Origin of the sequence: Ameyamaea chiangmaiensis (genome assembly GCF_013376175.1) — a bacterium.
GTDB classification, from domain to species: Bacteria; Pseudomonadota; Alphaproteobacteria; order Acetobacterales; family Acetobacteraceae; genus Ameyamaea; species Ameyamaea chiangmaiensis.
Genome location: NZ_JABXXR010000009.1, coordinates 28,236 through 47,737 on the forward strand (window position 1 = coordinate 28,236; position 19,502 = coordinate 47,737).

At 61.3% G+C, this 19,502-nt stretch carries 22 protein-coding genes; 13 read left to right on the forward strand and 9 right to left on the reverse strand.

What is annotated here, in order from left to right; genetic code table 11:
* Window positions 1-101 precede the first annotated feature (101 nt).
* Complete coding sequence (locus HUK82_RS02650; RefSeq protein WP_176612473.1) at window positions 102-554, reverse strand: MarR family winged helix-turn-helix transcriptional regulator; 453 nt, start codon at window positions 552-554, stop codon at window positions 102-104.
* Window positions 555-608: 54 nt separating this feature from the next.
* Between HUK82_RS02650 and HUK82_RS02655 the strand changes: the two genes are divergently transcribed.
* On the forward strand, window positions 609-2,192 hold the full coding sequence (locus HUK82_RS02655; protein WP_176612474.1) for an FAD-dependent oxidoreductase: 1,584 nt from the start codon (window positions 609-611) through the stop codon (window positions 2,190-2,192).
* A gap of 1 nt (window position 2,193) precedes the next feature.
* On the opposite strand, the gene HUK82_RS02660 is transcribed toward HUK82_RS02655, so the two are convergent.
* From HUK82_RS02660 to HUK82_RS02680, 4 genes are all read right to left on the reverse strand, one after another.
* Window positions 2,194-2,628 carry a ribbon-helix-helix domain-containing protein gene (locus tag HUK82_RS02660; protein WP_176612475.1) on the reverse strand — a complete coding sequence of 145 codons (435 nt, stop codon included), beginning with the start codon at window positions 2,626-2,628 and terminating at the stop codon, window positions 2,194-2,196.
* A gap of 162 nt (window positions 2,629-2,790) precedes the next feature.
* Complete coding sequence (locus HUK82_RS02665) at window positions 2,791-4,572, reverse strand: relaxase/mobilization nuclease domain-containing protein (RefSeq protein WP_456304193.1); 1,782 nt, start codon at window positions 4,570-4,572, stop codon at window positions 2,791-2,793.
* A gap of 1,085 nt (window positions 4,573-5,657) precedes the next feature.
* Complete coding sequence (locus tag HUK82_RS02675) at window positions 5,658-6,134, reverse strand: DUF2840 domain-containing protein (protein ID WP_176612478.1); 477 nt, start codon at window positions 6,132-6,134, stop codon at window positions 5,658-5,660.
* Between the two features lie 298 nt (window positions 6,135-6,432).
* The gene (locus tag HUK82_RS02680) at window positions 6,433-7,032 is read right to left on the reverse strand and encodes a TetR/AcrR family transcriptional regulator (RefSeq protein ID WP_176612479.1); all 600 of its coding nucleotides are present in this window, start codon (window positions 7,030-7,032) and stop codon (window positions 6,433-6,435) included.
* 90 nt (window positions 7,033-7,122) lie between these two features.
* Between HUK82_RS02680 and HUK82_RS02685 the strand changes: the two genes are divergently transcribed.
* On the forward strand, window positions 7,123-8,358 hold the full coding sequence (locus HUK82_RS02685) for an FAD-dependent monooxygenase (RefSeq protein ID WP_218061500.1): 1,236 nt from the start codon (window positions 7,123-7,125) through the stop codon (window positions 8,356-8,358).
* Here the strand turns inward: HUK82_RS02685 and HUK82_RS02690 are convergent.
* Window positions 8,334-9,182 carry a helix-turn-helix transcriptional regulator gene (locus HUK82_RS02690; protein WP_176612481.1) on the reverse strand — a complete coding sequence of 283 codons (849 nt, stop codon included), beginning with the start codon at window positions 9,180-9,182 and terminating at the stop codon, window positions 8,334-8,336. The two genes, HUK82_RS02685 and HUK82_RS02690, sit on opposite strands and share 25 nt — an antisense overlap.
* Before the next feature lie 94 nt (window positions 9,183-9,276).
* Between HUK82_RS02690 and HUK82_RS02695 the strand changes: the two genes are divergently transcribed.
* The 5 genes from HUK82_RS02695 (at window position 9,277) to HUK82_RS02715 (ending at window position 13,677) form a co-directional block, all read left to right on the forward strand.
* Window positions 9,277-10,164 (forward strand): SDR family oxidoreductase, encoded by an 888-nt coding sequence (locus HUK82_RS02695; RefSeq protein WP_176612482.1) that lies wholly within the window; start codon window positions 9,277-9,279, stop codon window positions 10,162-10,164.
* Between the two features lie 25 nt (window positions 10,165-10,189).
* Window positions 10,190-11,215 carry an SDR family oxidoreductase gene (locus HUK82_RS02700; RefSeq protein ID WP_176612483.1) on the forward strand — a complete coding sequence of 342 codons (1,026 nt, stop codon included), beginning with the start codon at window positions 10,190-10,192 and terminating at the stop codon, window positions 11,213-11,215.
* 151 nt (window positions 11,216-11,366) lie between these two features.
* Entirely contained in the window at window positions 11,367-11,924 is a 558-nt protein-coding gene (locus HUK82_RS02705; protein ID WP_176612484.1) for a hypothetical protein, read from the forward strand.
* Between the two features lie 1,109 nt (window positions 11,925-13,033).
* The gene (locus tag HUK82_RS17305; protein ID WP_246495744.1) at window positions 13,034-13,303 is read left to right on the forward strand and encodes a hypothetical protein; all 270 of its coding nucleotides are present in this window, start codon (window positions 13,034-13,036) and stop codon (window positions 13,301-13,303) included.
* Entirely contained in the window at window positions 13,300-13,677 is a 378-nt protein-coding gene (locus tag HUK82_RS02715; protein WP_176612486.1) for a hypothetical protein, read from the forward strand. Before HUK82_RS17305 ends, HUK82_RS02715 begins: the two co-directional genes overlap by 4 nt.
* A 45-nt stretch (window positions 13,678-13,722) precedes the next feature.
* On the opposite strand, the gene HUK82_RS02720 is transcribed toward HUK82_RS02715, so the two are convergent.
* Entirely contained in the window at window positions 13,723-13,917 is a 195-nt protein-coding gene (locus HUK82_RS02720) for a hypothetical protein (RefSeq protein ID WP_176612487.1), read from the reverse strand.
* A gap of 81 nt (window positions 13,918-13,998) precedes the next feature.
* Between HUK82_RS02720 and HUK82_RS02725 the strand changes: the two genes are divergently transcribed.
* Window positions 13,999-14,556, forward strand: a complete 558-nt coding sequence (locus HUK82_RS02725) for a phosphate-starvation-inducible PsiE family protein (RefSeq protein ID WP_077931518.1) — start codon at window positions 13,999-14,001, stop codon at window positions 14,554-14,556.
* Window positions 14,557-15,022: 466 nt separating this feature from the next.
* Here HUK82_RS02725 and HUK82_RS02730 read toward each other — a convergent pair whose 3' ends face one another.
* Together HUK82_RS02730 and HUK82_RS02735 are read right to left on the reverse strand one after the other, a co-directional pair.
* On the reverse strand, window positions 15,023-15,505 hold the full coding sequence (locus HUK82_RS02730) for an Hsp20 family protein (protein ID WP_176612488.1): 483 nt from the start codon (window positions 15,503-15,505) through the stop codon (window positions 15,023-15,025).
* A gap of 35 nt (window positions 15,506-15,540) precedes the next feature.
* The gene (locus HUK82_RS02735) at window positions 15,541-15,822 is read right to left on the reverse strand and encodes a hypothetical protein (protein ID WP_086646694.1); all 282 of its coding nucleotides are present in this window, start codon (window positions 15,820-15,822) and stop codon (window positions 15,541-15,543) included.
* A 160-nt stretch (window positions 15,823-15,982) separates the two neighbouring features.
* Between HUK82_RS02735 and HUK82_RS17310 the strand changes: the two genes are divergently transcribed.
* The 5 genes from HUK82_RS17310 (at window position 15,983) to HUK82_RS02760 (ending at window position 19,363) form a co-directional block, all read left to right on the forward strand.
* Window positions 15,983-16,084 carry a YXWGXW repeat-containing protein gene (locus tag HUK82_RS17310; protein WP_124296136.1) on the forward strand — a complete coding sequence of 34 codons (102 nt, stop codon included), beginning with the start codon at window positions 15,983-15,985 and terminating at the stop codon, window positions 16,082-16,084.
* A 520-nt stretch (window positions 16,085-16,604) separates the two neighbouring features.
* Complete coding sequence (locus tag HUK82_RS02745; protein ID WP_075624186.1) at window positions 16,605-16,853, forward strand: hypothetical protein; 249 nt, start codon at window positions 16,605-16,607, stop codon at window positions 16,851-16,853.
* A 107-nt stretch (window positions 16,854-16,960) separates the two neighbouring features.
* Window positions 16,961-17,224, forward strand: coding sequence for a type II toxin-antitoxin system RelB/DinJ family antitoxin (locus HUK82_RS02750; protein ID WP_075624185.1), 264 nt, complete (start codon window positions 16,961-16,963; stop codon window positions 17,222-17,224).
* On the forward strand, window positions 17,217-17,561 hold the full coding sequence (locus HUK82_RS02755) for a type II toxin-antitoxin system RelE family toxin (protein WP_176612489.1): 345 nt from the start codon (window positions 17,217-17,219) through the stop codon (window positions 17,559-17,561). The genes HUK82_RS02750 and HUK82_RS02755 overlap by 8 nt, the downstream gene beginning before the upstream one ends.
* A gap of 32 nt (window positions 17,562-17,593) precedes the next feature.
* A complete protein-coding gene (locus tag HUK82_RS02760) occupies window positions 17,594-19,363 on the forward strand; it encodes a recombinase family protein (RefSeq protein WP_176612490.1) in 1,770 nt (589 codons plus the stop codon).
* Window positions 19,364-19,502 lie beyond the last annotated feature (139 nt).

The following is a 19,502-nucleotide window of genomic DNA, read 5'->3' on the forward strand; positions in this document are numbered from 1 at the left end:
GCTTCTTTCGTCAGGCCTGGCACCCAACTTCAGGAGAGAAGGAGGGCACGATGGATTTCACGCAAAACGTCGCGACGCTTTTCCTTGTCTCCGCTCCCGGTTCAGAGGGCCTTGATCGACGTTGCAAGTGCGTCTCCGGTCCGGGTGAGGAAGCGCATGATGAGCTCGAATTCGCTCTCACTGTAACCTTCCAGTTCCTGCCTCATCATGCCGCCCAGTTCCCGATAGAGCGTAGATGCCTGTTCTGAAATGGAACCGCTCGTCTTCAGCAGAACCCGGCGCTTATCGGATAGGTCACGCGCGCGCTCGACCAAACCCTGTGTCTCCATCTTTTCGATCAGCCCGGACACGGTTCCGAGTTGCAACCCTGCCTCCTGTGCCAGTGTCGTCATTGGCAACGGCCCCAGAAGCGCGATCAGCCGCAGGCATTTGAATTCGGTCGCCGTCAGGCCGAGGCGTTCAGCCACTTTTTGATGGAACAGCACGAGACGGGCCGCAAAAAGCTGGATCGTCGGGACATAACGCGTAAAGCGGTCGCTTGACTTATCGGGCATTATGGTTAGATATCCTAAGTATATTGTTAGATATTCTAAGGAATCGTGCGCGCCATGTCGATCCCCTCATCCTGCACCGTCCTCATCGTCGGTGGCGGCATCGTCGGCCTGACGGCTGCCGCCTTTCTTGCGAAACACGGCGTAGACGCCGTGCTCGTCGAACGGCGCTCATCACCGTCGAAACGTCTGCGTGCGAAGTTTTTCTATCCGCGAACAATCGAACTCTATCGCTCGCTCGGCATCGAGCCGGAGATCGCAACGCCTTCCGGCATGCTGACCGATGCCGCGATCGTCCACTCCCTGGCAGGAGAGGAAATCCGCCGCTGGACGCTTCCGGCCATTGAAGGGACGGCGGCTTCGCCCTGCGTGGCCTCGTCCATCAAGCAGCAGGATCTGGAGTGCATCGTGCGGGACACGGCACAGCGTCTGGGGGCGCGTCTCTTCTTCGATCATGCGCTGACGGCGCTCGACCCGTACCCTGATGGCGCGATCGCGACCGTCAGGTCCGGCGACGGGACCGAGACCACACTCCACGCCGATTACGCGATCGGATGCGACGGCAACAAGAGCATGGTGCGCGATCGTCTCGGTATCCGGACCGAAGGGCTGGGTGATCTCGTCCATTCCATGAGCATCACGCTCCGCTGCGACATTCGGGACGCCCTGTGCGGGCGGCCTCTCAGCTTTGCATGGGTGCGGCAGGCCGGGATCAATGCTTTCCTGTCATGGAGCACCGATCTCACCTCGGTCGTGCTGAGCGTCGAGTATAACCCGATGGACGCGGACGATGCTGCGCGCTTCACGCCGGAAAACTGCCGGTCGCTTGCGGCCTCCTGCCTTGGAATGCCGCCGGATCGGATCGAGGTGGTCGATATCCATCCCTGGTGTCTGTCGTCGTGGTATGCAGACAGCTTTCGGAAAGGTCGGGTCTTTCTGGCTGGTGACGCCATTCACAGCACGCCGCCGCTTGGCGGGTTCGGCGCCAATACCGGCATTCACGATGCCCATAACCTTGCGTTAAAGCTCGTCTCCGTGATCAGGCACGGCGCGCCGGACTCGCTGCTCGATCTTTATGAGGTGGAGCGGGGGCCGGTCGTGCGGCTGGCTGTCGCCCAGGCCACGGCCCGACTGGCGCAGCGTTCGGACGTCCGGCTTCCCCTTGAGGCGCTTCAGCCGGTTCTGGACGAGGAAACGATCAGCATGGGGTATCGCTATCCGATCCTGCCCCACGCCGGGAACGTGCCCAACCCGATCGCCGTGCCTCTGCGCAACCTTCATGCCGAGCCGGGAACACGCGCGCCGCATATCTGGCTGCATCGGGACGGCGTGCGTCTCTCCAGCCTCGACCTGTTCGGCGACGGGCTTGTGCTGCTGGCGGGGACAGATGCGGCCGACTGGTGCCGGGAGGCGGAGGCTTTATGCCAGCAGCACGAAATTCCAATGTCCAGTCATGTTGTGGGGTGTGACGTGAAGGATCCCGACGCCCTGTTTCTGGCGGCCTACGGGATTTCCGCAAGCGGAGTCGTTCTTGTCCGGTCCGACGGGTTCGTCCTGTGGAAGGCCGTGCGGACAACGACTTTCTCTGAAGAAGATTTGCTGACTGTTCTCGTCAATACACGGGAAGTGCGCAGCGAATAACCTATGTTCCCATATGTGCCTCTTTCTGTCCTGCGACATCCCGCACACGTTCATTGAGAAACCGCTGCCCCCTCGCCAGCCGCCGGACCAGCACCTCGTTGAACCGGGCATACATCTCCGCACCCCGATCCCTGGCGACTTCGTTCTCGTTGGCGGGGATGGGGATCTGGTGCGTCATCCAGCTCCGGGCATAGAGAGCGAATGCCTCCCCCAGCACGGCGACGGCCTCGTCCACATCGTCGATCCGTCGTCCAAGCCGGTCCAGACGCTTGGACAGCGCAGCATCCCGGCGTTCATCGTCCTCGCCGGAGACCAGCGACAGCACCGCCGCCTCGATCACCGCCGATTTCGACACCTTCCGGCGCTCCGCCAGCGCCTCGACCTGCTTGAGCAGGCCCGGCTCGAAATACACGTTCATCCGCTGCCGTCTGGTCATCGCCGTTCCCCTGGTTTGGAGGTGTGATGACAGATTGAGCTGAAAATTCCCTGACGCAAGCCCTTGTTCGATTGGCATGGTACCGGGGCGTAGCCTGGCGTAAAATTGGCGGCTTTTGTCGGTGTTTGTCTGCATTCCGCAACGACTCGTAGGGGTACCGCACTACAAGCCAAGCCCCCTGCCCCGACCCAGTTCCCACGAGATTCCGCCATGCTCGTCCATGGAGATGGTCATCTCCTTCTGGCGCTGTTTTCCGATCTCCGGTCGCCAGGGCACCAGCGAGAATTCATGTCCGCTTTCCAGCACCGCAAACCGCCCGCTGGCCAGATCGACCGGACCTTTCAGCGTGCCCTGGATGGTCTCGAAGCGATCAAGCGGCCGCCACAACTTTTCCCGCTTGGCAGCCATGGCCTGTCCGACCCGTTCCACCTCCCGCGCTTCCAGCGCCGCCAGCAGATTCTTCCGGTAGCGGACCATGCCCTCCGAGGTCAGGCTGGCATCCCCACGGTCGAGCAGCGCTTTTTGCCGTCTGGCCAGGGCGTCGCCGACTTCGCCCCCGAACCCGGCCTCCACCCGGTCGCCCTCCCGACCGACTCCGGCCACCAGACGCCGGTCAAGCCAGGTCGCGCCATCGGAGCCGATCTGCGCCTCCAGATCGAAAGCCGACAGCAGCCGCACCGTCGCCTTCGGGGCACGGGCGGCGTCATAGGCGATGGAGCGTTGCTGGAAATCTTCCGGGATGCGCCAGCGGGCGGCGTCTAGCCGCTCCACGATCCCCGCCCGGCGTAGCGCCTCCAGGCGGCGGACATGCCCCTTGATCAGATCTTCCGGCGTGCCCTTGAGGCTCCAGCGGTCGAGTTGCATCCGCTCCAAGTGGGCCGAGGGGTGATAGATCCCGTCCCCCGTATGGGCGAGGATCGCCCGGTCGGACGGGCGCGGTTTGTCGGGCACCGGGGCGGCACAGATCTCCACGATCGCATTCCTGGGGATGTCCTCCATCTGGGCGGGATCGAAGCCGCGAAGGTGATGAACCCGTCCGTCGAGGCCATCGACCACGAGCGACAGTTTTTCCCCGAGTTCGTCGGTCAGATGTCTATCCACCAGCCGCCCGGTCACTGGTTTCTCGGGCACCTCGCCGTGAAAGCGGAAATGCGCCGGGTCGCGTGTCGGCGCTGTTCCCTTGTCGCGCGCCTTCAGGGCGCGGTGCATCTGCTTCGTGATGTCGTCCCGTTCGCCCAGATTGCGCAGACGCTCTTCCAGCCGGTCATCGAGCGTCCATCCGCCCGGCGCTGTCGGACTGGCCAGTCCCATGCGCTCCAGCTTCGCCAGACGTGACAGGCGCAGCCGTCGGTCCACCAGATCAGAAGTCGGTGTGTCGCTGCCGGGGCGCATGTCGAGATGGTTTTCTGTTGCCTGATCCAGCAGGGCACGGTCGATGCTGGTGAAGCGGTCACGGTCGATCTCGGTTTCCAGCTTCTGCCGCTGCTCGATCTCGGATACCGGACCGAGGTCCAGCGTCACGAATTCGGAGGCGCGTTCGCGGAGGCCGTGCGTGATGTAGCCGCCATCGATGACGAGGTCCTTGCCCTGGTCATCGCGACCGTTGATCACGACATGGACATGAGGATGCGCGGTGTTGAAATGGTTCACCGCCACCCAGTCCAGCCGTGTGCCGAGATCGGCTTCCATCTGCGTCATCAGCTCGCGCGTGAAGTCCGTCAGATCCTCCAGCCGGTCGGCGTCTTCCGGCGAGACGATGAAGCGGAACTGATGCCGATCCCCCACCCCGCGTTCGAGGAAGGCTTTCGCGTCGGCGCGGTCGGTCTCCGCGCCATACAGCACGCCACGCTCGCCGTCACGGGACGTGCCGTCACGCTGGATATAGCGCAGGTGGGCGGCGGCTCCCCCTCCCTTCCCGGCCTGACGCACCACACGCGCCTTCACGGTCACACGCCGGGCACCGGATAGCTGATGCCGCCAGCCAGCGATCCCGCGCGCCCGGACGAAGGACGCGCCACGCCCGCGACCCACCCCACGGGTGGAACCGGAACGCGACGTGCTCCCCGCACGCGAAGACGCAACAGACTCAGAAGAAAAGCGGCGGCCACTGCCGCCGCCCGACCCGCTGCCGCCCCTCTTTCCGGGGGACAGGGATTGCCGCCGAACCTGTGTGCGGATGCTCGCCAGAAAGTCGGTGCGACCGCGCTCCGGGCCGCCCTCCGCGCGGAGGCGTCCAACTCTGGGACGGAACGCGGTGTCATCATCCTGCGCCATGGGCCAGACCTCGCGAAAACAGGGCTTTTCGGGGGGCAGTGCCGTCAGAAACGGCCGGAAACCCTCGCTCCTGAAAAGTGACGGCTCAGACGCCAGAAATCCAGAGTGCCACTCAAACTTTCCCTAACCCCATGTGCAGACAGAGAAAACCGCAGGGCTGGGCCGGCCAGAGTGCCGGTTCCTTTAATCTTGCCCTCACGTTTTTTCTTCTTTTCGGCCTCTGAATTCGACTTTTCCGAATCTGACACCCCCTTTGCAGCCTGACCGGGGTGACTGGCAAAACCTACCACAAACTGCCTCCCGACACCACGCGAACAGGACGACAAAACGCTGCGCCTCGACCTGTCTTCGATGTCTCTTATGGCGTGCCGAACACACGTCAAAATCATGCGTCGGACGCGATCGAAAGTGACATCCATACATGACATGAAACCGTCAAACTGATGATACTCCCGATGACGATGCCCCATCAGTCAGCGTGCATTCGGGCCGCCCTTCCATCGCACGCAGATGGTGTTCTGGATGCGGGAAAACTCGTGTCACTAAACGTCGGATTGTGCGCCGCAATGGTGTCCAAAGCAGCACCAAAGACGACACGAAAGAGACGCGGCGGCGTAGCCGACGCCTTCCGCTCGCGGCGTGAAGCGCCGCGTTGTCCCGGCACAAAACGGACGCGACAGGTGGATGGTAAAGCGGCCGGAAACAGAGGAAAAAGGCACGGGAAAACATCAGTCGGCCAACGGCGGGTAGCACGCTTACTGCAACGCGCGACGACGCAGCCATGCCCGATGGCGTGTCTTCGTGTAGGTGTCGGGCTGTTGTCGCGCCTCCAGTCGATGGTGCAGGTGACGCCAGTAATCAGGACTGACCTCTATCGGGTCGATGTCCTGCGCCTCGACCGCGTCGATCGCTTCCAGCACACGCTGGACGCGCGGCCATGAATTCTGGTGCAGCAATACCTCGCCGCCGGGCCGCACGCATAGGACGGTCTGGTAGTCTTCGCCGGAGCCGACCGTGCGCACGATGTCGATGTGCGATTCAACTGTGCCATACTCGTTGGAGGCCCAGCGCACGAAGGCGAACACGCTGCCAGGGGCGAAGCTCAGAAGGCGCCGTTGACGGTCCAGAATGGTGTCCGTGACCGGCCGGCCGAAGCGCAGCCAGCGTTGCACCTGCTTCTCGATCCACGTCAGTTCGACCGTCGTGATCAGCGCGAGCGGATTATCGGTCATCGCGTCTGTTTTATCTTCATGGCCTACTCGTGCGCCAAAACGGGCATTGTCGACAATCTCGGCTACGAAAGCACCCCCGAGTTTACGACCATGTTCCGTAAGGCTCTATAAATCTCGCCGGACCACCACCTGACGGAACGCCACAGGTATCTTTGACAGTCGTTTGAATCGAAGCATGAAGAACAAAAGATCAGGAACCTCATCCATAGATTGTCAACCTTGTGTCGGTTTCACGAAGGGGAAATCTCTCCGTTTTGATACTGGGATGGGGTAAAAATCATGAACATGCGGCCAGTTGTCACATCTGGGAAGACGGCTTATCGCGGCACACCAAGGGCAGGAAGATGTCGTCGACGATCTCACGGATCGTGTCGTCAGAGAGCGGCTGGAACGTCATCAGCATCTCGTGCCGGGCCAGATCGAGCGGAAGCGATGCGATCCGGGGGGTAAGACGGGCCGGATCGATCTCGCCCCGTTCGATGGCCCGTCCAAGGACGGCATGAAACTGACTGCCATCTACGATGCGCGCCCGTATATCGGCAAAGCTCGATCGTTCGGCGACAAGATCCTTCTGCATGTCGAAGAACAGTTGCAGATCCCGGGACCCGGCGCGATCCGACATGCAGCGGAGAAGAACACAAAGTTCCTCCCGCAGACTGCCCATATCCGGAATGACGATGTTCGCCCGCGCGAATTGCTGGGCGAGTGCGGCCGTCGCGAGCGCCGTGCGGCTCGTCCAACGGCGATGCAGCACCGGGCGGCTGGTTCCCGCGCGCCGGGCGACATTCTCCATCGTCAGGCCCTCGTAACCACGTTCCATTACTTCGGCCCAGGCGGCCTCAAGGATCGCCTCTTCCAGCGCCGCCCCGCGCCGCCGCGTTCGTCCCCGAACTCTCATGACACTCCGTTAAGATGCATTGCGAATCTTATTGCTTCTCTTCGCGTCCCCTATAAGATGCGAGAGGAATCTTATCTATGAGTGGATATCATGAGCACGCCAACGATTCCAGCCCGCCGCCGGTCCGTCCTCATCTCCGGCGCCAGCATCGCAGGTCCGGCGCTCACCTTCTGGCTCGACCGTCATGGCTTCGACGTCACGGTGGTCGAGCGGGCGCCGACGATCCGCACCGGCGGATACCCGATCGACGTTCGCGGCACGGCGATCGACGTGGTGGAGCGGATGGGTCTGCTGCTGCAGATCCGTGCCGCCCATATCGCCTCCCGCGCGATGACTTTCGTTGACCGAACGGGGCAGGTCATCGGCAGCGTGCCGATCTACGAGGCGATGGGCAGCGACACCGAGCGCGATGTCGAACTGCCGCGCGGCACCCTGGCGACATTACTGCATGACGCGACACGAAACGGCGGCGTGGGCTATCGTTACAACGATTCGATCGACACGCTGCATGACGATGGTGAAGGCGTCGATATCGGGTTCGCCAGCGGTCGGCAGGCACGATACGATATCGTCATCGGCGCGGACGGGCTGCACTCGCGAACGCGCCGTCTGGTCTTCGGCCCCGAGGAGCCGTTCAACCATTCCCTCGGTTTCTGCTTCAATCTCTTTTCTATGCCCAACGACAAAGGCCTGTCGCATGGCGGGATCGTTCATGCCGAACCAGGACGGACGGCCGGTATCTGGGCGGTGCAGGACAGCCCAAGGGTTTTCGGTTTTCTTGCTTTTGCGACGGACGAAGCGTCGGTTTCCGCCATCCGGGACGCGGAGGAGCAGATCCGGCGTACGCGGACCGCCTTTGCCGGCATGGGCTGGGAGGTTCCGCATCTGCTTGATGCGATGGCGCAGGCCGACGATCTGTATTTCGATTCCGTCAGCCAGATCCGGATGCCGCGCTGGTCGAAAGGGCGCGTGGCGCTGGTCGGCGATGCCGCATTCGCGCCGTCTTTCCGGTCAGGACAGGGCACCAGCCTGGCGCTTGTGGGCGCGTATGTGCTGGCAGGCGAACTGGCCACCCATGACAACCCGGAAGATGCATTTGCCGCCTATGAACGTCTCACGCGGCCCTTTGTCGAGGCGAACCAGGCGCTGGCGACCGATGGCAACGGGGCGTTTTTCCTGCCTAGGACGCAGAAAGATATCGAGATGCGCGACCGTATCCTCGCCGAAATCGCGCGGAACGGGACAGCCAGCATGTTCGACGACACTAAACGGGCGGTACATAGCGCATTGCGTCTGCCGGACTACGCGTCAGCTTCGCTACGGTAAGACAGGACGGTTCTGAGCTTTTCGGCGTCTGCCGGCGTTGCCGGGTTGTAGACGACCAGGGTCAGATCCGGCCGACCATCAACCGAGAACGTCGAATGTTCGAAGGCGAAGGAGCCGAGGACCGGATGGTCGATGTGTTTGACGATGTCGACCGGTGCCTCGGTGACGCTGTTCTCATGCCACATCGTGTGAAATTCGGGGCTGAGCCGGCAGAGTTCGGTCACCAGGGGGGTAACCTCGTCCGCCGCGCCAGCGCGCGTCGTCTCGATGCGAAAGACGCCAACTACGTAGCGTGCCATGCTTTCCCAGTCAGGCTGCATGGCGCGGGAGCGCGGGTCAAGAAAGATGATCCGCAGGATGTTGCGTTCCGTTGGCGGCAGGGCGCCGTAATCCCCCAGCATGATGGTCGCCGCCCGGTTCCAGGCCGGCACATCCCAGGTCGCGGTCCGGATTAGCGCCGGACTGGGATCCAGCGCGTCGAGCACGCGTTGAAGGCGCGGCGTGACCGTGCCGCCCTTGCGATACCGCGCATCAGGTGGGCGGCCGAGGCCGAGCAAAAAAAGATGCTCACGCTCGACGTCGGTCAGCATGAGGGCGCGGGCAATCCTATCCAGCACGTCTGCTGACGGAGCACCACCACGCCCCTGTTCCAGCCAGGTGTACCAGGTCGGGCTGATATTGGCCCTCTGCGCGACCTCCTCACGCCGCAGGCCGGGCGTGCGGCGGCGGTCTGACGGAAAGCCGAAGGCAGTCGGATCAAGCTTTGCGCGACGGTCCTTCAGCCAGGTGCCGAGCCGCTTCTCGACGTGCTGGTGCTCGCTCATCCTGTTAGTCTTTATAATACGATAAAGTCACTACTTTACCAGAATAAGGCATGGACCGAGATTTGTCGTCATCAGAAAGCGGGAGACTTCGCTCATGCGTGTATTCGTCACCGGCGCCACCGGATTCATCGGCATGCCGACCGTAAGGGAACTGATCGCCGCCGGCCATGAGGTGCTCGGCCTGGCACGTTCGGCGGAAGGGGCTCAATCGCTCGCCGCCGTCGGCGCGGAGGTACTGCACGGGTCGATCCAGGAGTCCGAGATCCTTCAAAAAGGTGCATCAACGTCGGACGCCGTCATTCACCTGGCCTTTATCCATGACTGGTCGAATTTCACGGCGAGTTGCGAAACGGATCGTCGTGCCATCGAAGCGATCGGGTCCGCGCTTGCCGGTTCCGATAAACCATTCCTGGCCACGGGAGGACTGGCGGGACTGGCGCCACCTGGCCAGGTGGCGACCGAAAAGGATGTGATTCCGCCGGATTTTCCGTTCCCGCGCGTGTCCGAGCAGACGACGCTGGCGCTGATCCCGCAGGGTATCCGCGCTTCGGTGGTGCGTCTGCCGCAAGTCCATGACCGAGCCAAGCAGGGGCTTATCACGCCGCTGATCGAGACGTTCCGCCAGAACGGCACCTGTGCCTATGTGGGCGATGGAAGCAATCTCTGGCCGGCGGCGCATGTGCTTGATGTCGCCCGTCTTTACAGGCTGGCCATCGAAAAGGGGGCAACGGGCGCCGCCTGGCATGCGGTGGCCGAAGAGGGTGTGGCGATGCGCGATATCGTCGAGACGCTCGGCCGCCGTCTGGATCTGCCGGTCCGCTCCATCGCGCCGGACGAAGCGGCCGCCTTTTTCGGGCAGTTCGCGATGTTCGCGGGCTTCGACATGCGTGCCTCCAGCGCACTGACGCGCCAGGCATTGGGATGGGAAGCTGTGGGTCCGGGACTGATTACCGATCTTGAACAGCTTGAAGTCGGCGACTGATGCCTACGGAGAAGGACGAGGGTTTATGACCGAAACGGGAACGGTGCTGGTGACGGGCGGTTCAGGTTATGTCGGTGCGCGCTGCATCATCTCACTCCTGGAACGCGGCTACATTGTCCGGGCAACGGTTCGGGATATCCGCCGGGAACCCGAGGTCCGCGCCATGGTCGCCAAGGAAATCGATCCCGGCGACCGCCTGAGTGTCTGCGCCGCCGACCTGACCGCCGACGCAGGCTGGGACGCGGCGGCCGAGGGCGTGCGCTACGTCCTTCATGTCGCCTCACCCGTGCTGGTGCGTGCGCCGAAAGACCCGGACGTTCTGATCAGACCGGCCCGCGACGGTGCAGCCCGGGTGCTGCGGGCCGCGATCAGGGCGGGTGCGGAGCGCGTGGTGATGACGTCCTCCGTGGCGGCGGCAAGCCGCAGGGTCGGCGGCCCGGACTGCGAATACGACGAGACCGTGTGGACCGATCCTGATGCCCCCGGTGTGGACGCCTATACGCGCTCGAAGACGATCGCCGAGCGCACGGCCTGGGAGATCATCGGCGCGGAGGGCGGGGCGACCACGCTGGCCGTCGTCAATCCGTCGGTCATTCTGGGACCGGTGCTCGGACGCGACTTTTCCCCGTCCATCGGGCTCGTCCAGCGGTTGCTGGCGGGCAAGGTGCCGGGCCTGCCACGGCTCGGCTTCGAATTCGTTGATGTGCGCGATCTTGCTGATCTGCATCTTCGGGCCATGACCAACCCGGCGGCGGCGGGTCAGAGATTCATCGGCGCGGGCGAATTTGCATGGATGGCGGACATTGCCAGAGTCCTGAAAGCTGCGCTTGGGCCGGAGGCAGCCAAGGTTCCGACGCGCGCCTTACCGGATTTCGTGCTGCGCCTTGTGGGCCTCTTCGATCGCGATCTCGGTGCGATGAACGGCTATCTGGGGCACAGATATACCTATTCCTCGGCGAAGGCGCAGTCCGTCCTCGGCTGGAAGGCCCGGCCGCTGGAAGAAACGGTCGTCGATTGCGGTCGTAGCCTGATCACGATCGGAGCCGTTTGAGGCCCTGTCACGATACACGCTCATACCCGGATCAGACAATCAATGCAGTCTTCTTCCACCTCTTGCTGGCGCTATTTACCCAGCCCATATTCCTGCCGTCGTCCGACACTGCTTAACAGACACGGAGGATTCCAAAATGCATTTTTCTCGTATGATTCAGGCCGGCGCCTTTGTTGCTACACTGGCCTGCTGCGCGGCTGCACTGCCTGCGCAGGCTCAAGATGCGTTGCGCGTCGTTGACGCACGGGGACACCAGGTCGGTATCCTGGTCCCGGTCCAGGGCATCGCGACGACAGCGGCAATGCCCGATATCGACATGTTCGAGGCCGTTGATCGCATGATGGCACGCAATATGGCTCTCATGGAGGCGGCCGATCGGACATTGGCCTCGCAGTTGGACGGCGTCCTGCGCGCCGTTCCGGCTGTTGGTCACGACCTCCCGAAGCAGAGCATGTCCTGGCAGCGTTTCGAAACGGTCAGCACCGGTGGACCCACCGCCTGTATGCAGACGATCACGATCACATCGAACGGTCAGGCGGCGCCAATCGTTCATGTGTCACGCACCGGAAGCAAGTCCTGTGCGACGCTCCCCGCGCCGATGGCAGTTGACAATCTCGGAGATCAAAAGACTGGTTCCAAGGCTCTCACCCCCGCCGTCGAGATGCGGACGGAAGTCCCGACGAACGGACACGCTGGAAGCGCTCTATAAGCCAGGTGGTGGCCCAAAAATCCCAGGCCACCATCATAGAAGGAAAATATATTGATTTTCTGCGATCATCGCCATGATGGTTAACGAAAATCAACAAAACCCATGTAATTTTTGCCCGCAACACCGCCACAGAAAATAAATACAAACATAAATAATAAAATTATTCATGAAAAAGAATCTGCATTTCGTGCCCTCTTGACGAGGCAAGCATCTCTTCCAATCTTGCTTTCGCCGGACGCCATCGGGTCCGGCATAGGCTCCCTGAGCCGGACAACTGGAATCCATGTTGCTTTAATCGGAGGATGTGGATGTCGACACTGAAAGGACTTTATTCCCGCTATCGCCGCTCCTTGCGCACAGCCGCCCGGAGATGGCGCAACCGACTGGAGGGAGGCGTATCATGGTAACGCGCCCCCTTTTCGGAGACGATCCGCTAGCTCCGCGTGTCCTCTCCGTGCTCCGCCGCCTGGGTCATGACGGACGTGGCGTGACGCTAACATCTCTGGTGGCCCATACCGGTATACCGGGGATCAGACTTCGCTCCACGCTGGAACGCCTGGTCCAGGCGGGCGCGGTCGCCCCTGCCGGGTGTGATCCCCTGGCTTCTGATCTCGCGTTCCGTCTCCCCATGCGGGCAAGAGCCGCACCGCCAGTTCCGGTCGCGGCGTAAGGCACTGACCGCGCCGGGTAGATCAGAAACGCCTTCTCCGAGCGGAAACGCCGTCTTTTCTGGAACGACCGCACGAATGAGAGGGTGGAGCGGGGCCTTCCATCGGAGGCCCCGCGTCTCTGAAGGTGAGGTCGAAAGCAGAGAGAACAGGGAGATGTCGAGTTTTATCCATTTTCTCAACCTGAAGGCGCTTCAGGACTATTGGAATAACCATCCCTCCTTGCCCCGTTCACTTGTGACGATGGGGCCAGTTTGGTCGCATTCCGCCGGAGAGACGGAGCGAGCGGAACAGACGGCCAAGCAACCTTGGCGCCTTCGGCAGAGGGAGAGACCACACGTCGCTGTCGGTCTCGTCCTCATGCTGCTGGTCGGAATGGCCTCGCCGACATCAGCTCATGCGCCGCATGATGTGCTGTCGTGCGAGACAGAAAAGCAGCCGGTGAACATTCCATCCATGCCACTGGCCCGCGCCATCGAGATGTTGGGCCGGCAGACCGGGTGCCCGGTCCTTGTCGACCCGCCCCTTATGGACGGCCGGACCTCGGCAGCCGTCAAGGGCACCTATACGCCTCAGGGCGCCCTCCTCCATCTGTTCGGGTCCGTGCATGTCGACGTCACCGCCACTGTTTCGGGCTTGAGCGTCAGCCCTCTGGATGCGACGGCTCTGACATCGGGCGACACGCGCGCCAGCCTGAGGACTGCATCATGACTCTTCACACGGACAGGCCGAACAGAATTATGTCGCTTCCGACCGTTCAGATCGGCACAGAACTGGCGGTCCTGCTGGCCGACTATCTTGGCGACGAGGAAAGAGATCGGGGATATGACGGCCTCATGCGTCGGGCGGCTGACCACCGGGTTTACGATCGGGTTTCTCGCTGGAGAACCGCGTCAGCCCCGGAAGCAACGACCGTCGCCGTGGTCCGAAAACTCCTGCCTGTCGCTGACCGCGCGCACATGGCCAAGGCCCTGGGCTGGTCGTTGGGAGACCTCGAAAACCAGCTGACATCGGCCTTGCCAAAGGCCGTGCGAGATCATGCCAGAACATTGTCCTGTCGTCTGCCACGCTGGCACCGGCTCTGACCCGGATGTGCGCCGGAACGACCACGTGTCTTTCCGCAGACTGTTTCAGTCCGCATGTGGGTCCGCATCCACATCCGAGGGATCGAGCGGTTCGACCAGTCCTTCCTTGTCCGGATCGATTGGTGGCTCCTCTTCGTCAGGTGCAAGCGCCGGATGCGGGCGCTGCTCCTTCTCCCGAGAAGGAAGCGGAGGCGGTTCGAACGGGCGGTGAGCGCCCGTGATCCGTAACGTGTCCTGCATGGGGACATTCTCCATCGCTAAAAGAAAAACCAGACCCAGGACGTGGGAACTATAACGCAATTCATAGATGGGAAAACGGCTATGGAAGACCTCTCCATGAAACGTTCCTGGCAGAGCAGGGACTGGTCCCGCCTCATCAAGCTGTTCAGGGGCCTGACATTCTACGAGCGTTTTGAACAGGCGATCATTCTGACCCTGATTGCGCTCATCATGCTGGTAACCGCCATCGCGACGATTCATCTGATCGGCGCGGTATGGCATCTGGTCGTCGATGTCGGGATCGATCCGATCAACCAGACGATCTTCCAGGCGATTTTTGGCGCGATCTTTACTGTTATCATCGCTCTTGAGTTCAAACACTCCCTGCTGGTCGTTCTTGCCCAGCATGAGAACGTTATCCGGGTGAGAACCATCGTCCTGATCGCCCTCCTGGCGATTGCCCGCAAATTCATCCTGCTGGATCTGCATGATGTGACTGCCATGGAACTGTTCGCTCTCTCGGCGGCTGTTCTGGCTCTGGGCATCGTCTACTGGCTGGTTCGCGAGCAGGATGCGCGTGTCGCGCGCGACGCCAGGGAACAGGCGCCTCTCGAAGATAATCCTGCGGCCCGCTGTGAGCCTGAACGGTCTTCATCCTGAAGAATCGAGGTAAAGGCGGTCTCTAACGCCGCCTTTACTCAAAGCCCCATTACGTCCCGTGCGATGAGGGCGTGTTCTTCGTCGTCTCTGGCCCTGACGGCGCCAGATGATCTGTGTCGATGGGCCGGAACGGCGGAATGGGTTGTCCGGGATAATAGACCGGCCCCTTGTAATTCTGATCCAACTGGCTTGCGTTCAAGCTGTCGACCAGCATATCACCTGTGCCGTCTTCGTAATGAGTGCGAGCTCCGGTTTTGGGGATTGTGGACGTTCCCTCAGTCGCCCTCGCATCGAACGATGTTGCAGCCGCCCGTGCAAGATCAGCAGCATGTGCGTCCGACTGGCCCAGTAGAGACAAGCCCAGAGCAGCGCACGGCAGAAATATTTTCATCCTCTTCATGCTCATGACCTTTCGAGACTCTCCCCCGGCCGGATGAATGGCCGGGGGAGAGGTTTCGTCACGCCATCAGGCTGCCTCTTTCCGCGCCTCGATCTGGGGCACGGCTTCCTCCGCGCGTGTCGTAGAGGACGTAATCGCGATACGACGCGGCTTCATCGCTTCGGGTATCTCACGTTTCAGGGTAATGGACAGAAGTCCGTTCTCGAAGTGCGCATCGGTGACTTTCATATGCTCGGCCAGATCGAAGCGGCGTTCGAATTCTCTGCCCGCAATACCCCGATGGAGATATTCGGCGGCGCTTTGCGGCTCCGGTGCCTTTCGTCCTGTCACGACAAGAGTATTGCGCTCCTGGGTGATCGCTAGGTCGTTCTCGGCAAGTCCGGCAACCGCCATGTCGATGCGGTAATCATCCTCACCGGTCTTGATGATATCGTAAGGTGGCCAGTTATCGGCCGTCGGAATTCGACCGGCGAGATCAACGGCATTGAGCATTCTGTCAAAGCCCACGCTCGAACGGAACAGGGGAGCAAAATCAACGGTGGCTCTCATAGCCATATCCTCCTTTGAGCAACATGGACACAAGATCAAAACTGATAGTTCTGTCTGCCGACCCCTTCGGCGGTCGGCAAATTCAATCTGGGAACTCCATGCATGGTGTCAAGAGGCATCAAAAATGCAGAAGGGCAGGTTTGGGCGTCCTCTATCGTTCGCGTCTTCATTGCCTGCGCGTCTTCGCGAGTGAGACGGACCGATGCCCATTTCACGAGCATCATGCTATAAAGCATCATCGCGTGTTCAGAGTGGACCAGAACAATGCCTGATAGCGTCAGATGGAAGTTTCTGGCCGTGGCTTTCGCCGCGACCATGCTGAGTGCGGCTCCGGCGGAGGCCAGGCCGTGGATTTATGCTGGACCACCAGTTGTCGTTCCACCACCAGTCGTGGTCGCGCCGCCACCTCCGCCTGTCGTGATTGCACCACCTCCCGTCACGATCATTCGCCCCCCACCACCGGTGCCACCCTACGAAATGGTGCCCCTGCCACGCCGAGGCTATGTCTGGGAGCCGGGCCGCTGGTTCTGGACTCCGCGCGGCTACATCTGGCGAAGAGGCTGGTGGCGGCGCTGGTGAACTCTGCCGTCTGTGATGCCGCGACGACCCGGCGAACTCTTGCATGCTTTCCGGAATGAAGAGCCTCGCGTAACGGAGAGGAACATCTACCAACGCGAGCGACCGCATCGCATGCAAGTTGGGCCACGCCCAGCACGGCGCTCGGCTTACCTGGTCTTCAGGCGGCGTTTTGGGGCAGGAAAACGAAGGGGTTTGCCTGCCCCGTCACGATCCGGCCCCATGGCAAAAGCAGGTGTAGCAACGCCGTGAATTATGCGGCGCCCAACGGAAGAGTCTGTGCTTCTGACGCCTCACCTCATTCACAAAAATATCAGAATAATTAATAGTTATTCATCATATCACCGAACGTTCTCCTTTTGTCGTACGCCGGATTACGCCCGGATACGCCAGAGTACGCACACGTCGACAATTGCCGACACCAGTACTATTGTCTCACCTCCAAAGTACAATGTGCTCACCTTGAGGTATTCGTTTTTTATGCCCCATGATCTGGTTCTCTCCAGACGGAAAGGGCAGGACGATGACGGACAAGGACCGCAGGACGAAGGCCGGGCCGATCGCGCCGGCCAACGATAATAATCCACCGGGAACCGTGTCCGATCCGGCGATGAAAGCGCGGATGGACGAACTGGTGTTCATCCTCGCCAGGATGCTGGGACGCCAGATCGCCCGCGAGGAATTCGAACGGCGGCTGGGTCAGATGGACGCCGCCAACGACAACGATCCGTCGAACCGGAGTACACCAAGTCGAGAGGAACCGGATGAGTGAGGCGTGTCCCGACCAGGGCGTAACTTCAGGCACGTCGGGATCACCTGTTTTGCGCTTCCTTTATTCGTACGAATGTATTACATTTGTCATGCAATCAGGAGGAAGCCATGTCCGCCGTGACGTTCCGCGTCGATGACGCCCTCAAATCCGCCGCTGTCGCAAAACTCTCCGCGCACGGCCTTTCTCTCTCCGATGTCCTGCGCGATACGCTGGCTTATATCGCAGAGACCGGCCAACCGCCGGTCAAGCGGCGGCTTGTGACCGACGAGGATGCAAGGCTGATCGAAATCGTCCGCGAACGCCTCGCCAATCCCGCCCCCCGCCACCGCATGACGCTGGCGGACTTGAAGGCCCGCCATCCGGATGACTGAATACGCGATCGAGTTCGACGATCGCGCTCTCCGCGAGTGGGATGGGCTGGACGGCAGCATTCGCAGGAAGTTCGAGAAGAAACTCGAAAAACTGATTCTGAACCCGTATTCTCCCGGTAACGAACTGCACGGCGATCTCGCCGGATTCTACAAGATCAAACTGCGCCAGGACGGCTACCGCCTCGTCTATCAGATTGTGGAACAGCGGATCGTCATCTTCATCATTGCAGTAGGACGCCGTGAAGATAATGAAATCTACATGGCGGCAACCGGGCGCGTCCCGGAGACGCCAGCCGATCGGACAAAGCCATCCAGCGGTAAACGTCGCATAAGGTAAACCGTACGAAATCATTTGCCAGGAGTTTCGCCATGACCCGTGTCGCGCTCTATGCCCGCTATTCCTCGGACAACCAGCGGGCGGCCTCGATCGAGGACCAGTTCCGCCTCTGTGAGGAACGCGCCACGCGCGAGGGCTGGCAGGTGGTGGATTACTACCGTGACGCTGCGATCTCCGGGGCCAGCATGATCCTGCGCCCCGGCATCCAGACCCTGCTGCGCGATGCTCAGGCCGGGCAGTTCGACATCGTGCTGGCCGAAGCGCTGGACCGGGTCTCCCGCGATCAGGCCGATGTCACCACCCTGTTCAAGCGGCTGCAATTCGCAGGAGTAACCATCGTCACCCTGGCGGAAGGCGAAATCAGCGAACTGCATGTCGGCCTCAAAGGAACGATGAACGCGCTGTTCCTCAAGGATCTGGCGATGAAGACCCATCGCGGCCTGCGGGGCCGGGTCGAGGCCGGCAAGTCCGGCGGCGGCCTGTGCTACGGCTATCGTGTCGTGCATCAGATGGACGCGCGGGGGGAGTTGATCCGGGGCGAGCGCGAGGTTGATCCCGTTCAGGCGGAGATCGTGCGCCGCATCTTCCGTGAGTTCGCGTCCGGACGCAGCGCGCTTGCCATCGCTGGACGCCTGAATGATGAAAACATCCCCAGTCCTACCGGCGGCAAGTGGAACAACACCACCCTGCGCGGCAACGCCCTGCGTGGGACTGGCATCCTCAATAACGAATTGTATATCGGACGACTGGTCTGGAACCGGCTGCGCTACCTGAAAGACCCTCAGACCGGCAAACGTGTCTCGCGGCTAAATCCACAGTCAGAATGGATCATCACCAACGTTCCCGAGTTGCGGATCATGGATGATGACCTGTGGCAGGCCGTCCGAGTGAGACAAGCACGGATCGCCGAGAAGAGCGCGAACATCAGCGCGGGTATCCGGGCGTCGATCAACAAGCTGAATGGCCAGCGCCGCCCGAAATCCCTGCTGTCGGGACTGGTATTCTGTGGCGTGTGCGGCGGCCCCTGCTCGATCCGGGGTGGTGACCGCTTCGCCTGCTCCACCCACATGGACAACCGCTCCTGCACCAACAAGACGACGATCCGCCGCCCGGAACTCGAAGACCGGGTGCTGTCCGGTCTGAAAGACCGGCTGATGACGCCGGAAGCCGCCGCCGAGGCCATGCGCGCCTATGTCGAGGAAACCAACCGCGCCAATCATGAGCGCCGCGGCAGCACGGCGGGCTGGCAGGCGGAACTGACGAAGCTGCGCAAGGGGCTGAAACAGATGCTCCAGGTCATCGAGGATGGCGGCTACACGCGCGGCATGGTCGAGCGCATGCGCGAAATGGAAGCCCGCGAGGATGAACTGGTCGCCCTGCTCACCGCCCAGTCGCAGGACGTGCCGGATATCCATCCCAATGTCGCGGCGATCTTTAAACAGAAAGTCGAACGCCTGACCGAAACGCTGAACCATCCCGAGGACCGGCAGGAGGCATCCGAGGCCATCCGTGCGCTGATCGAAAAGATCGTTGTCACACCGGGCAAGGTTCGGGGCGAGATGCACGCCACGCTGCATGGCGAGCTTGGCACGCTATTGGATTTCGCTGCTTCCCGTAGTCACGGAAAACTAGCCCAAAAGAAAAACACTCCCGAAGCCGGAGCTTCGGGAGTGTCGTCATGGGATATTGCGGGGACAGGATTGCTTCTCAAGTTGCGACAATCGCCAGGTGAGAACAAAGCGGGTTTAGATAATTGTTTTGAAAAGATCTTTTCTGCCCTAGCTTCAATACCGTTCACTTAATGATATGGATTGCGTTACGAAGGTCGATGGCTCTGTTGCAAATTCTCGAATAAGCGGCAGGGCCCCGGAGATTTCGGGCGTTCAGAATGTGTAAACTCCGAACTGCCTTTCGATCAGACGCACTTCTCCCACGACGCCC

Excerpts from the sequence above, each read along its gene's own strand:
- HUK82_RS02680 (WP_176612479.1), bottom strand. The coding sequence starts at position 7,032 with ATGAGAGTTCGGGGACGAACGCGGCGGCGCGGGGCGGCGCTGGAAGAG.
- HUK82_RS02715 (WP_176612486.1), top strand. The coding sequence starts at position 13,300 with ATGACTCTTCACACGGACAGGCCGAACAGAATTATGTCGCTTCCGACC.
- HUK82_RS02730 (WP_176612488.1), bottom strand. The coding sequence starts at position 15,505 with ATGAGAGCCACCGTTGATTTTGCTCCCCTGTTCCGTTCGAGCGTGGGC.
- HUK82_RS02695 (WP_176612482.1), top strand. The coding sequence starts at position 9,277 with ATGCGTGTATTCGTCACCGGCGCCACCGGATTCATCGGCATGCCGACC.
- HUK82_RS02725 (WP_077931518.1), top strand. The coding sequence starts at position 13,999 with ATGGAAGACCTCTCCATGAAACGTTCCTGGCAGAGCAGGGACTGGTCC.
- HUK82_RS02760 (WP_176612490.1), top strand. The coding sequence starts at position 17,594 with ATGACCCGTGTCGCGCTCTATGCCCGCTATTCCTCGGACAACCAGCGG.
- HUK82_RS02685 (WP_218061500.1), top strand. The coding sequence starts at position 7,123 with ATGAGCACGCCAACGATTCCAGCCCGCCGCCGGTCCGTCCTCATCTCC.
- HUK82_RS02650 (WP_176612473.1), bottom strand. The coding sequence starts at position 554 with ATGCCCGATAAGTCAAGCGACCGCTTTACGCGTTATGTCCCGACGATC.
- HUK82_RS02750 (WP_075624185.1), top strand. The coding sequence starts at position 16,961 with ATGTCCGCCGTGACGTTCCGCGTCGATGACGCCCTCAAATCCGCCGCT.
- HUK82_RS02700 (WP_176612483.1), top strand. The coding sequence starts at position 10,190 with ATGACCGAAACGGGAACGGTGCTGGTGACGGGCGGTTCAGGTTATGTC.
- HUK82_RS02655 (WP_176612474.1), top strand. The coding sequence starts at position 609 with ATGTCGATCCCCTCATCCTGCACCGTCCTCATCGTCGGTGGCGGCATC.
- HUK82_RS02755 (WP_176612489.1), top strand. The coding sequence starts at position 17,217 with ATGACTGAATACGCGATCGAGTTCGACGATCGCGCTCTCCGCGAGTGG.
- HUK82_RS02735 (WP_086646694.1), bottom strand. The coding sequence starts at position 15,822 with ATGGTCGCGGCGAAAGCCACGGCCAGAAACTTCCATCTGACGCTATCA.
- HUK82_RS02745 (WP_075624186.1), top strand. The coding sequence starts at position 16,605 with ATGACGGACAAGGACCGCAGGACGAAGGCCGGGCCGATCGCGCCGGCC.
- HUK82_RS17310 (WP_124296136.1), top strand. The coding sequence starts at position 15,983 with ATGGTGCCCCTGCCACGCCGAGGCTATGTCTGGGAGCCGGGCCGCTGG.
- HUK82_RS02675 (WP_176612478.1), bottom strand. The coding sequence starts at position 6,134 with ATGACCGATAATCCGCTCGCGCTGATCACGACGGTCGAACTGACGTGG.
- HUK82_RS02690 (WP_176612481.1), bottom strand. The coding sequence starts at position 9,182 with ATGAGCGAGCACCAGCACGTCGAGAAGCGGCTCGGCACCTGGCTGAAG.
- HUK82_RS02705 (WP_176612484.1), top strand. The coding sequence starts at position 11,367 with ATGATTCAGGCCGGCGCCTTTGTTGCTACACTGGCCTGCTGCGCGGCT.
- HUK82_RS02660 (WP_176612475.1), bottom strand. The coding sequence starts at position 2,628 with ATGACCAGACGGCAGCGGATGAACGTGTATTTCGAGCCGGGCCTGCTC.
- HUK82_RS02720 (WP_176612487.1), bottom strand. The coding sequence starts at position 13,917 with ATGCAGGACACGTTACGGATCACGGGCGCTCACCGCCCGTTCGAACCG.